Below are 14,086 nucleotides of genomic sequence, written 5' to 3' on the forward strand. Positions count from 1 at the left end.
GTGCGGCTCGTACCCCGGCGCGGCCCCGCGGCTGCGCCGGGTCTTCGTGGCAGGAGCCGTCGACGGGCCCCGCTCATTTCGCGGGCACGCTGCTGACCTGCGGATTTCCCCACTGTTCCGGCTCGGTACGGGTCGTGCACGTGCATCTGCATGCGGACGGAATCGATTGCTCCAGGGCAATCGTGGTGTGCACAAGTTCCCAAGCTGCTCATGAAGACCTTGCCGAATGGGTGGCCAGAAGTGGGGGGAGGGGTGATCATGAGAGTTACAGAGCGCACTTCCCACGAGGAGGCACGGGTGGCCGAGACTCTGAAGAAGGGCAGCCGGGTGACCGGCGCCGCGCGCGAAAAGCTCGCGGCAGACCTCAAGAAAAAGTACGACTCCGGAGCGAGCATCAGGGCGCTGGCCGAAGAGACGGGCCGTTCCTACGGGTTTGTGCACCGGATGCTCAGCGAGTCGGGTGTGAACCTGCGCGGACGCGGCGGAGCGACCCGAGGCAAGAAGTCGAGCTCCTCCTGAGGAGGCTTTCGGGCGTTCCCTCCGGTGGTTACTCTTCGGTTGAACATACTGCTGGGTAACCACCGGAGGAACCTCGATGACCCTGCTCAACCAGGACGGCGTGCACGTCGCCGCCGACGGTGAGGTGGCCGCGGTCACCCTCACCAACCCGGCCAAGCGCAATGCGCAGTCGCCCGCCATGTGGCGAGCACTGGCTGAGGCGGGACGCGTGCTGCCGGGGACGGTCCGGGTCGTCGTGCTGCGCGGCGAAGGCAAGTCCTTCTCCGCAGGGCTCGACCGCCAGGCGTTCGAGCCGGACGGCTTCGAGGGCGAGCGGTCCTTCCTGGAACTCGCGCGCGACACCGACGAGGAACTGGACGCCGCCATCGCGGAGTACCAGCAGGCGTTCACCTGGTGGCGCCGCCCCGACCTGATCAGCATCGCGGCAGTCCAGGGCCATGCCATCGGCGCCGGGTTCCAGCTCGCACTCGCCTGTGACCTGCGGGTGTGCGCGCAGGACGTGCAGTTCGCCATGCGGGAGACCAGCCTCGGACTGGTACCCGATCTGACCGGTACCCACCCCCTGGTGGGCCTGGTCGGCTATGCGCGCGCCCTCGAGATCTGCGCCACCGGCCGTTTCGTCCACGCCGAGGAGGCCGAGCGCGTGGGGCTCGCCAATCTGGTCGTACCCGCCGAGGAGCTCGACGGCGCCGTCACCGATCTGACCGCAGCCCTCCTCGCCGCTCCCCGCAACGCGGTGGTCGAGACCAAGGCACTGCTCGCCGGAGCCGGTACGCGTACGTACGAGGAACAGCGCGCCGCGGAGCGCTCCGCGCAAGCCCGCCGCCTCCGCGACCTGGCGGGGCTCGGCGACTAGGTCAATACAACTGGGGCTTGCCCGGCGTCTTTTGGCCCGCCCCTCCGTTGCTCCGGTAAGGGGTGCCGCTGCCCGGCGTCCGCGGGCTGCGGGTGTTCCCCCAGGCTCTTCGAGCAGGGAGGTACCCCCATGGCTGGTCGCGCAGTTCCCCGCGCCCCTTGCGGGGCGCGTCCCCCATGCCGGGCACGCAAGATCCGCGGGGCGTCACACCCGGTCGATGGCGGTCACCACGACGGCGACGGTCACCTTGCCGGAGGCACCCAGCGCATCGCGCGCCGCGGCTCCGGCGGCGCGAGCCGTGTCGAGGGCGCGGCGGGTGGGCGAGAGCCCCAATTGGAGCAGGACGTGACAGCGGCCTTCTTCCGGGTCGCCCTCGATCTGGACGGCACTGACCGCCGCACCGGCGGCGACGCGGGAGAGGGCCGGGCCCAGCACGGGGACAAGCCGGGCCACACCTTCCACGGCGAGCACGGCGCGGGTGACGCGGTCGACCGCGGCACGGTGGGCTGCCCCGGCGGAACCGGCCGAGCCCGACTCCCGGGCTTCCTCCGCGTGGGGTACCCCTTCGGGCTTGGGCCCGCCGGCCTGGGCCGAGCCGGTGGACTCGGCCTCCACGAGCTCGGTGACCCGCAGATCCACGCTCTCCAGCGCGAGCCCGAGCTCTTGCTCGGCGGCGGCCAGCAGCGCGCGTCGTACATCGTCGGCGGCAGCGGGTACGGGCCGGTCGGCGGGGGCCGCCAGTTCGGCGGTCAGCGTCAGCGGACCGGGCGGCATGGCGCTGGGCGGCGGGGGGACGGCGGGTTCGACGGCAGCCCGCGGACTGGAGAGCTCCACCCGCATCGCGCTCAGCCGCACGCCCGGTACCGGCCGTACCGAGCGGCCGAGTACGGCGAGCGCTGCCTCCTCCGTCACCCAGGCGCCGTCCGACGCCTCGCCCAGCGGCAGGAGCCGCCCCAGACCGAGCTGTTGGCGTACCGCCTGGGTCAGCCGTTCCGCCGTCATGGTGCGCACTCCCTTTCCGCATCCTGCTGCTTGCCGCAAGGAGAACCTTCCGCGTCGGCGGTGCCCCCTCGCGCACCGCACTGCGTACGGGGGCTGTAGTCACCCGGTCGGCGGCGCGCCCCGGATCTGCGCGAGCGGTGCACACCGGGCCGTGCTTACGGTGAGCAGTGGAGCGGCAGGCCGCTTCGAACCTCCGAAAGGGGCGACAGAGATGTCCGAGACCAGTACGTCCGCCCGCTCCGAGAGCCGCACCGCGAGCACGGCCAACCAGCCCGCCGGTGGCGCGACCGAGCAGCCGCGCCGGATCGGCGGGCTGGCGCCCGCGGGCTCCCGCGGCCGCACCACCATCTCCGACGGTGTGGTCGAGAAGATCGCGGGCATGGCGGCCCGCGACGTGGTCGGCGTCCACGCGATGGGCGGTGGCATGGCCCGTACGTTCGGCGCCGTCCGCGACCGGGTGCCCGGCGGCGGCCGGTCCGTCACCCGCGGCGTCAAGGCCGAGGTCGGCGAGGTACAGACGGCGCTCGATCTGGAGATCGTCATCGACTACGGCGTGTCGATCTCGGACGTGGCGCGCTCCGTGCGGGAGAACGTGATCTCGGCCGTCGAGCGGATGACGAGCCTCGAGGTGGTCGAGGTCAACATCGCGGTGAGCGACGTCAAGCTGCCGGAGGAGGAGGAAGAGGAAGTGGAGGAGCAGGAACGGCCTCGCCTGCAATGAGCACTGAACGCGCAATGAGCACTGAACGCGCAATGAGCACTTGCAGTGAGCAACGCAGTGAACAGCAGCGCCGCGGTGAGCACTAGCGGCGCCCCTGGCGAAGTGATCGCGCGCCGCGCGCCCCACCGCGGTGCCGAGCGAAGGAGCGCACGATGAGCATGGCCTTTGTCGGCTTGATCGCCGGCCTGGCGCTGGGCTTCGCCGGGTACTTCGGCGGTTTCGGAGCCTTCGTGCTGGTGGCGGCGCTGGGGGCCGTCGGCTTCCTGGTGGGCAGGTTCGTGGACGGGGATCTGGACGCGGGGGAGTTCTTCCGTGGCCGGGGCAGCGAGCGCCGCAGGTGACTCCGTGACGGATGTGCAGGTTTCCGCGGGTGAGCGCGGGGCGATCCGGATCGCCGACCGCGTGGTCGCCAAAGTCGCGGCCCAGGCGGCGCGGGAGGCGCTGCGCGGGGCCCGCGAAGAGGACGGCCGGCCGACGGGCGTGCCGCCCGTGCGCGGGCCGGTGCGCCGTACGGCGGTCACGGTCCGGGAGCGGACGGCGCGGGTGCGGATCGGGCTGGAGCTGGGCTACCCCTCGAACATCGGCGCGCAGTGCGGCGCGGTGCGCCGGCGCGTGATCTCGCGGGTGGGTGAACTGGTCGGCATGGACGTACCGGACGTGGCCCTGGACATCGAGCGGCTGCACTCGGCGCAGCTGAAGGGCGACAGCTCCGGGAGGGTGACGTGACCCGGGAAAGCGATACGGGCGACCCCCGCCCGGCCGCGCGGAAGCAGGGATCCGGACACCGGCCGGGCACCACGATGGAGAAACCCTCCCAGCCCCCCGAGCACCCCGAGACGCCCCAGACCCCCGAGAGCCCCAGGACTCCCGAGCCACCGGAGCCACCCACCCCCGAGCGCCCCGGATCCGAGGCGGCGCCCCCCGGCGCGGACGGCGGGCCGGGCACGGGCGAGGGGAAGGCGGGACGGTTCTGGTCGGTGCGCAGGGTGCCGGCCGGCATCGTCGCACTGTTGCTGTTCGCCGGGGTCGGCATTCTGCTGTACGACGTGGCCTCCGTACGCGCCGGCCGTCCGGGCATGGTCTGGCGCCGCACTCTCACCGACGAGCTGGCAGGCCGACGCCTCGATGACCCCTACATGCTGGCGGGTGCCGCGGTGGTCGCCGTGCTCGGGCTGTGGCTGCTGGTGCTGGCTCTCACGCCTGGGAAGCGGTCGCTGCTGACGATGCGGCCGGATGTTCCGCACGTGCGCGCCGGGCTGGAGCGGTCGGCCGCGGCGCTGGTGCTGCGGGACCGGGCGATGGAGATCTCGGGCGTGCAGTCGGTGCGGGTCACCGTCACCCGCCGCAAGGTCCGCGCCCGGGCGGCAGCGCACTTCCGCGACCTGGACGAGGTACGCAGCGACCTGGACGGCGCGCTGCGCGAAGGCATCGGACAGCTGGGTCTGGCCAGTCGGCCCGATCTGTCCCTACACGTACGACGGACGGCGAAACGACGGTGAGGCGAGGGCGATGCTGCGGATCGTGAACCGGGTGCTGACCGCGCTGATCGGGCTGGCGCTGCTTGCGCTCGGCCTGGCCGTGCTCTTCGCCGGGCTGGACCTGCCCCGCCACTGGGGGGTCACCATGCCGTCCGGCTGGCCGTGGGACCGGCCACGGGATGTGGTGCTCAGCGATGCCGACCGCACCCGGTGGACCGATGAGGGCTGGTGGTGGCCGGTGGCCCTCGCCGTCCTGGCTGCGCTGTTCGTTCTGTGCATCTGGTGGCTGCTGGCGCAGTTGCGGCAGCAGCGATTGGACGAGGTACTGGTCGACAGCCGGGACGGCGAGGGCGCGGTGCTGCGAGGCCGTGCCATGGAGGACGTCATCGGGGCGGAGGCGGAATCGCAGCCGGGTATCGACCGGGCGCGCGTCGTGCTGACGGGGCGGCGCCGCCAGCCCCGGGCCCGGATCGGACTGGTGCTGGCCGCGTACGCCAAGCCGGGACCCGCCGTGCACCAGCTCCGCCGTGAGGCCATCGCCCATGCGGTGACCTCGGCCGGACTGGAAGCCCTCCCGGCCGAGGTCAGAATGCGCGCCGCCCGCCACCGCGCGGAGCGCGTGAGCTGACGGCCGGGAAAAACCGGCGGCCGGCGCCGCGATCAGAGCCCGCGCAGTGCCCCGCCGTCCACCGGAAGCATCACCCCGGTCAGATACGAGGCGGCGGGGGAGAGCACGAAGGCCGCCGTGCGGCCGAACTCCTCCGGGGTGCCGTAGCGGCGCAGCGGGATGCCCGCCGAATTGCGTTCGCGGGCGGCGTCCCCGTCGCCGGAGAGGGAGTCGAGGTACTGCATCCGCTCGGTCCCGATCCGGCCCGGCATCAGCCCCAGCACCCGGATGCCGCGCGGGCCCAGCTCGTTGGCGAGGGTCTTGGCGAAACCGGCCAGGCCGGGGCGCAGTCCGTTGGAGAGCGTCAGCCCGGGGATCGGTTCGCGTACGGAGCCGGAGAGTACGAAGCCGATCACCCCGCCCTCGCCCAGCTCGCCCGCCGCCGCGCGCGCCAGCCGGACGGCGCCGAGGAAGACACTGTCGAAGGCCGTCTGCCACTGCTCGTCGGTGAGCTGGTCCGCTGGCACGCCCGCCTGCGGGCCGCCGACGCTGACGAGGATGCCGTCGAACCGCCCGAACCGCTCCCGGGCCGCCGCGATCACCCGCCCCGGGGTCTCCGGGTCGGCGTTGTCAGCGGCAACGCCGAGCGCCCGGCCTTCGGCTCCCGACGCCTCCACCCCGAGCTGCGCCGCCGCCTCCTCGGCCGACTTCTCCGACCGGCCGGTCACGACGACACGTGCCCCCTCGGCGAGCAGTTGAGCAGCAGTGGCGAACCCGAGCCCCCGGGTGCCGCCGGTGATGACGTAGACGCGCTCTGATAGTCCAAGGTCCATGCCCTGCAGTGTGCCTGACCGCGGCGAACGTTGTGGCTGCGGAGGTCGTCTCTGACTCTCGCCGTCGCGGTCGCTCGCCACCACGGTGAGGTCCGGCGGGGTGTCAGACGGGCTCAGGCACCACGTTCGACTGCTCCGCAGAAGCGCTCCGCTCCGCGGTTTCGCGGCGTACGAGGATGACCCAGCCGACGGGTACCGCGGCGGTGAACAGCCACCACTGGACGGCGTAGGCCATGTGCGGGCCGATGCCGCTGTGGTCGGGCTCGGGCAGCACCGCGGGCTGTTTGCCCGTGGGCTTGGGGGAGGTCTTGATCAGCTGGACGAAGCCGCTCAGCAGCGGGCGGCCCACCTCTTCGGCCTGCTTGTGGCTGTTGATCAGCATGACCTGGCGGTCGGGCAGGCCCTTGGTGTCCTTGATGCCGCTGGCCTCGGTGGTCTCGTCGGGCATCATCCGCCCGACGACGCCGACCCGGCCCTTCGGCGGCGCGGGCACCTGGGGGAAGGCGGTCAGATCGCGGTCGGCGCGGATCCAGCCGCGGTTGACGAGGATTGCCGAGCCGTCCTCGAGCACGAGCGGGGTGACGACGAAGTAGCCGATGGTGTCGCGGTCCGGGCCGGTACGGTGCCGGATGACGACCTCGTGCGCGGTGTCGAACGTCCCGCGCGCGGTGACCGTACGGAACTTGTCGTCGTCGGCGGGCTTCCGGCCCTTCCCGGTCAGCTCGGTGACCGGCACCTTGGGTGCCGCCAGGCTCGCGGCCACTTCCTCGTTGCGCGCGACCCGGCTCTCATGGCGGTGCAGCTGCCAGAAGCCCAGCTTGATCATGGTGGGGATCAGCACAAGGCCGAGCAGGGTGAGGATCACCCACTGCCGGGACAACAGGAAGCGGTACACGTCTACTGACGGTACCCCGCGCCGTTCAGCCCTCCGGCGCGGGGGCCACGTCCTGGAGAAGCTGGGTGAAGGCGGCCTCGTCGATGACGGGCGTGCCGTAGGAGCGGGCCTTCACCACCTTCGACGCAGGGGAGTCCGGGTCGTTGGTGACCAGCAGGCTGGTGAGCCGCGAGACGCTGGTCGCGATGTGCAGCCCCGCCTCGATGGCACGGTCCTCCAGCAGCTCCCGGTCCACGGAGGTGTCCCCGGAGATGGCCACCCGCATCCCCTGCACCAGCCGCCCCTCCGGTTCGTACCGCCCCGGGTTCGGGTACGGGCAGGCGGGGCGCTTGCGCGAGGGGCGCCAGGTGCCGTACCCGCGGCCGTACGAGCCGTACGCGGATCCGGCACCCGCCCCGCCGCCGGCCCGGCGCGGCACCACCGCGTCGGACCACTCGCTGAGCGGCTGGCACGCCAGCAGCGGCAGCCGCACCTGCTGCCGCGCCGCCAGATGGAGGCTGGGGCGGAACGCCTCGGCCAGCACCCGCGCGTCGTCCAGCGCGTGGTGCGCCCGCTGCTGGACCACGCCGTAGTGCGCGGCGAGGGACGCCAGCTTGTGGTTGGGCAGCGGCAGTGACAGCTCCTTGGACAGCGCGATGGTGCACAGCCGCTGGCGCACCGGGGCCTCGCGCTTGGCCCGCGCGTACTCCCGCGCGATCATCGACCAGTCGAACATGGCGTTGTGCGCGACCAGGACGCGGTCGGCCAGCCGGGTGGCGAACTCCTCGGCGATCTCCTCGAAGAGCGGCGCGTCGGCGAGCGCCTCGGCCGTCAGCCCGTGGATCCAGGTGGGGCCGGGGTCGCGCTGCGGGTTGACCGGCGTGTACCAGTGGTCCTGGACCTCGCCGCGGGCGTCCAGGCGGTAGACGGCTGCGGACACTATCCGGTCGTCCCGCGCGAGGCCCGTGGTCTCCACGTCCACCACCGCATAGCCGTCCGGGTATGCGGCAGGCCAGCTGAGCGGCTGCGGGGCGTCGGCGGCGGGCTCCGCGGGGATGCGCGTGGACGTCCCGTCCGTGCGTGCCGTCTGGTCTTCGAGCATGGTCACAGAGAATACGGGGCGGTACTGACAGTGCCGTCGTGCACGCCCGCCCGGAGGTTGACGCGGGCGCACGTGTTAGGACATGCCGGTGTCGCCCTAACACCCGCCGGAGCGGGGCGAATCGGGCACTCCCAGCAAACCGTCGACCATCGCCCGCATCGCCGCCGAGAACACCTTCTCGGTGTACGGCGGTGTCGCGAGCGCCCGCGCCGGCGCCGGGTCGTCGATGCCGCGGTCGTCGCCGCCCCACAGTCCCGGTTCGTCCGGCCGCTGCGCGGGCGCCCGTTCCCGGTTGCGCTCCAGGAGGACGTGGCCGACGACCGAGAACTGCACGGCCCGCACCGCCTCCGCCGCGCGCGCCCCGCGCAGCCCGGCGGCGTGCGCCTCCTGGACGAGCGCCTGCTGCACCGCCGGGAACATCCGTTCCGCCAGGCCCCGTTCGTGGACCCTCGCGATCAGATGCGGGCGGACTCGCAGCTATCACCCTCGGCCGAGAAGACCAGCGACCAGCGCGTCCGAGTCGCCGAACGCGTCGGCGCCCAGGCCCTGTTGCCGTACGTGCACCAGCGCTACGACGACGCGCCACAGGTGCTCGACGCCCCACCACAGCCGGCCGGCGTGGCGTCAGAGCGGAGCGTCTGATGCGGCTGCAACCAGCGCAGACCACCGTCCTCACCGGTGCCGCCGGTGGAATCGGTCTCGCCCTGGCGCGCCGGTTCGCCGCCGAGGGGCTGTGCGTCGTGCTCGCCGACCTGGAGCGCGGCCCCTGGAGAAGGCCGCCGACTTCTGCGCCGAGGCGCCGGGACAGCGGGCCGGTGTCGCTCAGATTCTCCTCAACGACGGCGACGAGGCCGTACGTGAGGTGCGCCGGACCCATGAGGCAGGGCTGAGAGGTGGCGTACTGCTGTCGGGCGTACCGCCGGGTTCCGGTATCCCCGAGCTGTACTCCGAGGTCTACGACCCGCTGTGGGCCGTCTGCGCGGAACTGGACATTCCCGCGGCGGGGCCTTCCGCCGCCAGCCCGGCCTTCGCCCCGGGGGGAGCGTACGGGTGTGGTGAGGCAAGAACTTCATACCGGGCGGTAACAACCCCTGGCGCGGCGCCGTCACCGGCTCTACCTTGCTGACATGCCGTCTAGCCTGCCCGATGTCGTCCTCTGGTCCATCCCCGCCTTCGTCCTGCTCACCGTCATCGAAATGGTGAGCTACCGGCTGCATCCGGACGAAGACTCCGCCGGTTACGAGGTGAAGGACGCCGCGACCAGCATCACCATGGGGCTCGGCAGCCTGGTGTTCGACGCGCTGTGGAAGATACCGATCGTCGCGATCTACGCGGCGATCTACGAACTCACCCCGCTGCGCGTACCGATCCTCTGGTGGACCCTGCCCCTGATGCTGCTCGCGCAGGACTTCTTCTACTACTGGTCGCACCGTGGCCACCATGTGATCCGCATCCTGTGGGCCTGCCATGTCGTGCACCACTCCAGCGAGAAGTTCAACCTCACCACAGCGCTGCGCCAGCCGTGGACGACCTGGACCGTGTGGCCGTTCTACGTCCCGGTGATCGCTTGCGGCGTCCATCCGGCGGCCCTCGCGTTCTGCTCCTCCGCCAACCTGGTCTACCAGTTCTGGATCCACACCGAGCGGATCGGGAAGCTGCCCGCGCCGATCGAGTTCGTCTTCAACACGCCCTCGCACCACCGGGTGCACCACGCGTCCCAAGGCGGCTATCTGGACCGCAACTTCGGCGGCATCCTGATCGTCTGGGACCGGCTCTTCGGCTCGTTCGTACCGGAGACCGACGCCTGCGTCTTCGGGCTGACGAAGAACATCAACACCTACAACCCGCTGCGCGTCGCCACCCACGAGTACGCGGCCATCGCCCGCGACCTGCGCACGGCGCGCAGCTGGCGGGAGCGCGCCGGCCGGATCTTCCGCGGCCCGGGATGGCGGCCGTCGGCCGACACCGGCGCGGCACAGCCCGGGCCGGAACCGGGGCAGCTCATGGCAGAGGCGCCGGGCCGGCCGGCAACGGAAGGGGCCGGACCGCGGGATGTGCGGTCCGGCCCCTCACCACTGCCCTAGCCGCCGTGACGGCGACGGGCTGTCGGCGCGGTCATCACTTCGTGACGGCCGCCAGCGCGTCCACGAGCCCGTGGCCGTAGAAGCTGTTGTTGCCCTTCACACCGGTGCACTTCGCGGCGTAGGTCCCGCGGTTGCCCGGGTCGTACTTCTCCGGGCACGGCAGGGTCTGCGCCTGCGCCTTCAGCAGCCAGGAGATCTCCTGAGGGCCGGCCTTGGGGTGCTTGCTCTTGAGCAGCGCCGCCACGCCCGCGACCTGCGGCCCGGCCATCGAGGTGCCCTGGAGGTAGGCGTACTCGCCGTTCGGCATGGTGGACAGTACGCCGCCGTCCTTGGCCGGCTCCTCCGGCGTCTGGAACGACCGGTCACCGCCGGGGGCCGTGACGTCGATCTGGTCCCGGCCGTAGTTGGAGTAGTACGACTTCAGGTTCTCCGGCCCTGTCGAGGAGACGGAGGTCGCGCCGTTCAGCATCGTGGGCACGTCCGGGCAGGTGGCCGGATCGATGGTGCGCTTGACCGGAGTGCTGTCGTCCGGGCTGGTGTCGTCCACGATCTCGCTCGCCGCCAGGTCGTGCGAGGAGTTGCCCGCCGAGCTGACCGTGGTGACGCCCTTGCCCTGCGCGTACCTGATGGCACGCTGCACCGACTCGGCAATGGCCTTCTGATCGGCCTGGTCGTCGCAGTTGTAGAGCCACGGGTCGACGTAGTAGCTGTTGTTGGTGACCTTGATGCCGTGGTCGGCCGCGTAGACCATCGCGCAGACGACGGCCTCGCTGTAGAACAGCGCGGTCTCGGGCTCGCTCACCTTGAGGGACGCGATCTTCACACCGGGAGCGGTGCCCGCGATGCCGACGCCGTTGCGAGGGGCGGCGATGATGCCCGCAACGTGAGTGCCGTGGTAGTCCCCGTCCGGGTTGTACGGCCGCCAGGCGCCGGGCGTGGTGTCGGCCTTGCCGCCGACGCAGTTCGCCGACTGCTTCGCGGAGAAGTTGGGCTTCAGGTCCGGGTGGGTGTCGTCCACGCCGGTGTCGATGACGCCGACGGTGACCTTCCTGCTGCCCTCCTCGACCTTGGCCGCCTTGTCGGCCTTGATGGCCCGCTTGTCCCACTGGAGGGATTCCAGCGGCTCCTGCTCCTTGGCCTTCGCCTTCGCCAGGGTGGACTTCGCCTTGGGCTCCTTGACGAAGTGGGGCTTGCCCACCTCGGTGGTGGTGGCGGCCTTCAGCGGGGCGGTACGGGTGGCACCCGCCGAGTCGACGCCGTCGACCGCACGCAGCGTCTTGCCGAACTCCGGGTTGCTGGAGTGCGCGACGATGACGCCTATTTTCCGGTACGTGGCGACGACCTTGCCGTCAGCCTCGCGTATTTCGTTCTTGACCCGTTCGACGGTACCGCCGCCGGTTTCGGTGTTGACGATGTAGCTGAGCTTCTCGCCGGACTTCGCCTTGGGCGCCGCGGCAGCGGCCCGCTCGGTGGTCTGCGCATTGGCGGCAGCCGCGCCTGCCAGGCCGAGGGAGGCGGTCAGTACCAGTCCCAACGGCACCGCGAGGGCGCGCCGCCGTCTGGATGGTCTCGAATCCATGCGGTCTCCATGTCGTCTGAAGTTGTCCACAGACGACGGAAGTTATCCCTGTGGGCCAGGTAACTGCAATGGATTGATGAAGAAAGTCCGAAGGCTGTGCACAACCGTGATCGGTCTTTTCTGTTTCAACTACCGACCCCCTGTTGTCGGGCCCGGACACGATCTACGATGCGCGAACTGTGCGTCCATTGAGACGTGGGTCACACCTTCTGTCCGAACCGTCCCCCAAATCGTTCCTCACGTTCCGTCTGGAGTCACTGTGGACACCGCCCCAGAGCACGCGAGCCCCGGCCCACCGGGGCCCCGGGACTACACGGACGTGCAGCACAGCGCCGAGTTCGGTGAACTGCGGCGCGGCTACCGTTCGTTCGTCTTCCCGCTCACCGCCGCATTCATCGTCTGGTACCTGCTCTATGTCCTGCTCTCCAACTACGCGGGCGGGTTCATGGACAACAAGGTCGTCGGCAACCTCAACGTCGCCTTCGTCTTCGGACTCGCGCAGTTCCTGACGACCTTCCTGATCGCCTGGTGGTACTCGCGGTTCGCCGCCGCGAAGCTCGACCCCAAGGCGGAAGCGCTCAAGACGCGGCTGGAGGCGGAGAACCTCCAGCGTGCCGCCGGGGGAGGCATCGGCCACCAGGCCGATCACCTCATCAAGGACAAGAGCGAGCTCACCGGCAAGGAGGACGACGCATGAGCGCCACCCACGCACTCGCGGCCCCTGCCGTGCAGCTGGCCGCCGAAGGGGCGAGCGAGCACCGCCCGCTGATCATCACCCTCTTCTCCGTCTTCGTCGTCGCCACTCTGGCTGTCACCGTCTGGGCGGGCCGCCGCACCAAGGACGCCACCGACTTCTACGCCGGAGGGCGGCAGTTCACCGGCTTCCAGAACGGGCTGGCCATCTCCGGCGACTACATGTCGGCCGCGTCCTTCCTCGGCATCGCCGGCGCCATCGCCCTGTCCGGATACGACGGGTTCCTCTACTCCATCGGCTTCCTGGTGGCCTGGCTCGTCGCCCTCCTGCTGGTCGCCGAACCGCTGCGCAACTCCGGGCGCTACACCATGGGCGACGTACTGGCCTACCGGATGCGCCAGCGGCCTGTCCGCACCGCCGCGGGCGTCTCCACCATCGTCGTCTCGATCTTCTATCTGCTCGCCCAGATGGTCGGCGCCGGCGCGCTCGTCGCACTGCTGCTGGGCATCACCGGCGATACGGGCAAGAACCTGATCGTCGTCTTCGTCGGCGTCGTCATGATCCTCTACGTGACGATCGGCGGCATGAAGGGCACCACCTGGGTGCAGATGATCAAGGCGTGCCTGCTGATCGGCGGCACCGTCATCATCACCGTCCTGGTGTTCCACAAGTTCAACTACAACCTTTCCGCACTTCTCGGCGCTGCCGCCGAGAACAGCGGAAAGGGAGCGTCGTTCCTGGAACCGGGACTGAAGTACGGCGTCACGACGACCTCGAAGATCGACTTCATCTCCCTCGGTATCGCACTCGTCCTGGGCACAGCCGGGCTGCCGCACATCCTCATCCGCTTCTACACCGTGCCCACCGCCAAGGCGGCGCGGAAGTCGGTCAACTGGGCCATCGGCATCATCGGCGTCTTCTACCTGATGACCATCGCGCTCGGCTTCGGCGCCGCCGCGCTGCTCAGCCCCAAGACGATCACCGACTCCAACGAGGCGGGCAACACCGCGGCACCGCTGCTCGCCCAGGAGATCGGCGGCGGCGCGGACTCGACCGGCGGCGCCGTACTGCTGGCGATGATCTCCGCGGTCGCCTTCGCCACCATCCTCGCCGTGGTCGCCGGACTGACCCTCGCCTCGTCGTCGTCCTTCGCCCACGACCTGTACGCCAACGTCATCCGCAGGGGCAGGGCCTCCGAGAAGGAGGAGGTCAAGGCGGCCCGCATCTCGGCCGTCATCATCGGTGGAGTCGCCATCGGACTGGGCATCTTCGCGGGCAAGCTCAACGTCGCGGGCCTGGTGGCCCTGGCCTTCGCGGTCGCCGCTTCCGCGAACCTGCCCACCCTCCTCTACAGCCTCTTCTGGAAGCGCTTCACCACCACGGGCGCCCTGTGGTCGATCTACGGCGGACTGCTCTCCTCCGTGTTCCTGGTGTTCTTCTCGCCGGTGGTCACCGGCAAGGACACCTCCATGTTCCCCGACGCCGATTTCGCCTGGTTCCCACTGGAGAATCCCGGCCTCATCTCCATTCCGCTGGGTTTCCTGCTCGGCTGGATCGGGTCCCTGCTCTCCCGGGACGAGGGCGCCGGCGGGGCGAAGTACGCCGAGCTGGAGGTGCGCTCCATGACAGGCGTCGGCGCCCACTGAGCGCTCCGCGAGTGCGGGCCGCCTCCATTACTAGAGGGCCCAGCCCTCTGACGGGTGGATGAGGGCGGCGGTGGCGTGAGGGCCCAACCTT

The 14,086-nt window shown here is 70.7% G+C and carries 16 protein-coding genes and 2 pseudogenes; 12 read left to right on the forward strand and 6 right to left on the reverse strand.

The annotated features are described in order from the left end of the window. Positions 1–297: 297 nt before the first annotated feature. Both ACTWP9_RS15375 and ACTWP9_RS15380 read left to right on the forward strand, forming a co-directional pair. On the forward strand, positions 298–519 hold the full coding sequence (locus ACTWP9_RS15375) for a helix-turn-helix domain-containing protein (protein ID WP_443246685.1): 222 nt from the start codon (positions 298–300) through the stop codon (positions 517–519). 76 nt (positions 520–595) lie between these two features. Next, positions 596–1,375, forward strand: a complete 780-nt coding sequence (locus ACTWP9_RS15380; RefSeq protein WP_443246686.1) for an enoyl-CoA hydratase/isomerase family protein — start codon at positions 596–598, stop codon at positions 1,373–1,375. Between the two features lie 204 nt (positions 1,376–1,579). On the opposite strand, the gene ACTWP9_RS15385 is transcribed toward ACTWP9_RS15380, so the two are convergent. After that, positions 1,580–2,377, reverse strand: a complete 798-nt coding sequence (locus ACTWP9_RS15385; protein WP_443246687.1) for a hypothetical protein — start codon at positions 2,375–2,377, stop codon at positions 1,580–1,582. A gap of 211 nt (positions 2,378–2,588) precedes the next feature. Between ACTWP9_RS15385 and ACTWP9_RS15390 the strand changes: the two genes are divergently transcribed. The 5 genes from ACTWP9_RS15390 to amaP all read left to right on the forward strand — a co-directional run bounded on the left by ACTWP9_RS15390 (position 2,589) and on the right by amaP (position 5,204). Beyond that, on the forward strand, positions 2,589–3,098 hold the full coding sequence (locus tag ACTWP9_RS15390) for an Asp23/Gls24 family envelope stress response protein (protein WP_443246688.1): 510 nt from the start codon (positions 2,589–2,591) through the stop codon (positions 3,096–3,098). Positions 3,099–3,250: 152 nt separating this feature from the next. Then, positions 3,251–3,439 carry a hypothetical protein gene (locus ACTWP9_RS15395; RefSeq protein ID WP_443246689.1) on the forward strand — a complete coding sequence of 63 codons (189 nt, stop codon included), beginning with the start codon at positions 3,251–3,253 and terminating at the stop codon, positions 3,437–3,439. A 4-nt stretch (positions 3,440–3,443) separates the two neighbouring features. Beyond that, positions 3,444–3,824 carry an Asp23/Gls24 family envelope stress response protein gene (locus ACTWP9_RS15400; RefSeq protein WP_443246690.1) on the forward strand — a complete coding sequence of 127 codons (381 nt, stop codon included), beginning with the start codon at positions 3,444–3,446 and terminating at the stop codon, positions 3,822–3,824. A gap of 74 nt (positions 3,825–3,898) precedes the next feature. Beyond that, positions 3,899–4,597, forward strand: coding sequence for a DUF6286 domain-containing protein (locus ACTWP9_RS15405; RefSeq protein WP_443246739.1), 699 nt, complete (start codon positions 3,899–3,901; stop codon positions 4,595–4,597). Positions 4,598–4,607: 10 nt separating this feature from the next. After that, complete coding sequence (gene amaP, locus ACTWP9_RS15410; protein WP_443246691.1) at positions 4,608–5,204, forward strand: alkaline shock response membrane anchor protein AmaP; 597 nt, start codon at positions 4,608–4,610, stop codon at positions 5,202–5,204. Between the two features lie 32 nt (positions 5,205–5,236). Here the strand turns inward: amaP and ACTWP9_RS15415 are convergent, their stop codons facing one another. The 4 genes from ACTWP9_RS15415 to ACTWP9_RS15430 form a co-directional block, all read right to left on the reverse strand. Further along, a complete protein-coding gene (locus ACTWP9_RS15415; RefSeq protein ID WP_443246692.1) occupies positions 5,237–6,016 on the reverse strand; it encodes an SDR family oxidoreductase in 780 nt (259 codons plus the stop codon). 103 nt (positions 6,017–6,119) lie between these two features. Further along, positions 6,120–6,911 carry an SURF1 family cytochrome oxidase biogenesis protein gene (locus ACTWP9_RS15420; RefSeq protein ID WP_443246693.1) on the reverse strand — a complete coding sequence of 264 codons (792 nt, stop codon included), beginning with the start codon at positions 6,909–6,911 and terminating at the stop codon, positions 6,120–6,122. A 25-nt stretch (positions 6,912–6,936) separates the two neighbouring features. Continuing rightward, positions 6,937–7,992 carry a DEDDh family exonuclease gene (locus ACTWP9_RS15425; protein ID WP_443246694.1) on the reverse strand — a complete coding sequence of 352 codons (1,056 nt, stop codon included), beginning with the start codon at positions 7,990–7,992 and terminating at the stop codon, positions 6,937–6,939. 96 nt (positions 7,993–8,088) lie between these two features. Beyond that, complete coding sequence (locus ACTWP9_RS15430; protein ID WP_443246695.1) at positions 8,089–8,400, reverse strand: hypothetical protein; 312 nt, start codon at positions 8,398–8,400, stop codon at positions 8,089–8,091. 84 nt (positions 8,401–8,484) lie between these two features. Between ACTWP9_RS15430 and ACTWP9_RS15435 the strand changes: the two are divergent. The 3 genes and pseudogenes from ACTWP9_RS15435 to ACTWP9_RS15445 form a co-directional block, all read left to right on the forward strand. After that, positions 8,485–8,634 (forward strand): annotated as a pseudogene (locus tag ACTWP9_RS15435) (acetoacetate decarboxylase family protein); the annotation flags it as partial. Beyond that, positions 8,634–9,016, forward strand: a pseudogene (locus ACTWP9_RS15440) (SDR family NAD(P)-dependent oxidoreductase); the annotation flags it as partial. The pseudogenes ACTWP9_RS15435 and ACTWP9_RS15440, both read left to right, overlap by 1 nt. A gap of 103 nt (positions 9,017–9,119) precedes the next feature. Next, the gene (locus ACTWP9_RS15445) at positions 9,120–10,076 is read left to right on the forward strand and encodes a sterol desaturase family protein (RefSeq protein ID WP_443246696.1); all 957 of its coding nucleotides are present in this window, start codon (positions 9,120–9,122) and stop codon (positions 10,074–10,076) included. A gap of 34 nt (positions 10,077–10,110) precedes the next feature. On the opposite strand, the gene ACTWP9_RS15450 is transcribed toward ACTWP9_RS15445, so the two are convergent. Then, positions 10,111–11,655 carry a S8 family peptidase gene (locus ACTWP9_RS15450; protein ID WP_443246697.1) on the reverse strand — a complete coding sequence of 515 codons (1,545 nt, stop codon included), beginning with the start codon at positions 11,653–11,655 and terminating at the stop codon, positions 10,111–10,113. Between the two features lie 259 nt (positions 11,656–11,914). Between ACTWP9_RS15450 and ACTWP9_RS15455 the strand changes: the two genes are divergently transcribed. Together ACTWP9_RS15455 and ACTWP9_RS15460 are read left to right on the forward strand one after the other, a co-directional pair. Further along, positions 11,915–12,352, forward strand: coding sequence for a DUF485 domain-containing protein (locus tag ACTWP9_RS15455; RefSeq protein WP_443246698.1), 438 nt, complete (start codon positions 11,915–11,917; stop codon positions 12,350–12,352). Beyond that, a complete protein-coding gene (locus ACTWP9_RS15460; RefSeq protein ID WP_443246699.1) occupies positions 12,349–13,995 on the forward strand; it encodes a solute symporter family protein in 1,647 nt (548 codons plus the stop codon). The genes ACTWP9_RS15455 and ACTWP9_RS15460 overlap by 4 nt, the downstream gene beginning before the upstream one ends. Positions 13,996–14,086 lie beyond the last annotated feature (91 nt).

Origin of the sequence: Streptomyces sp. 3N207 (assembly GCF_052246355.1) — a bacterium.
GTDB lineage: Bacteria > Actinomycetota > Actinomycetes > Streptomycetales > Streptomycetaceae > Streptomyces.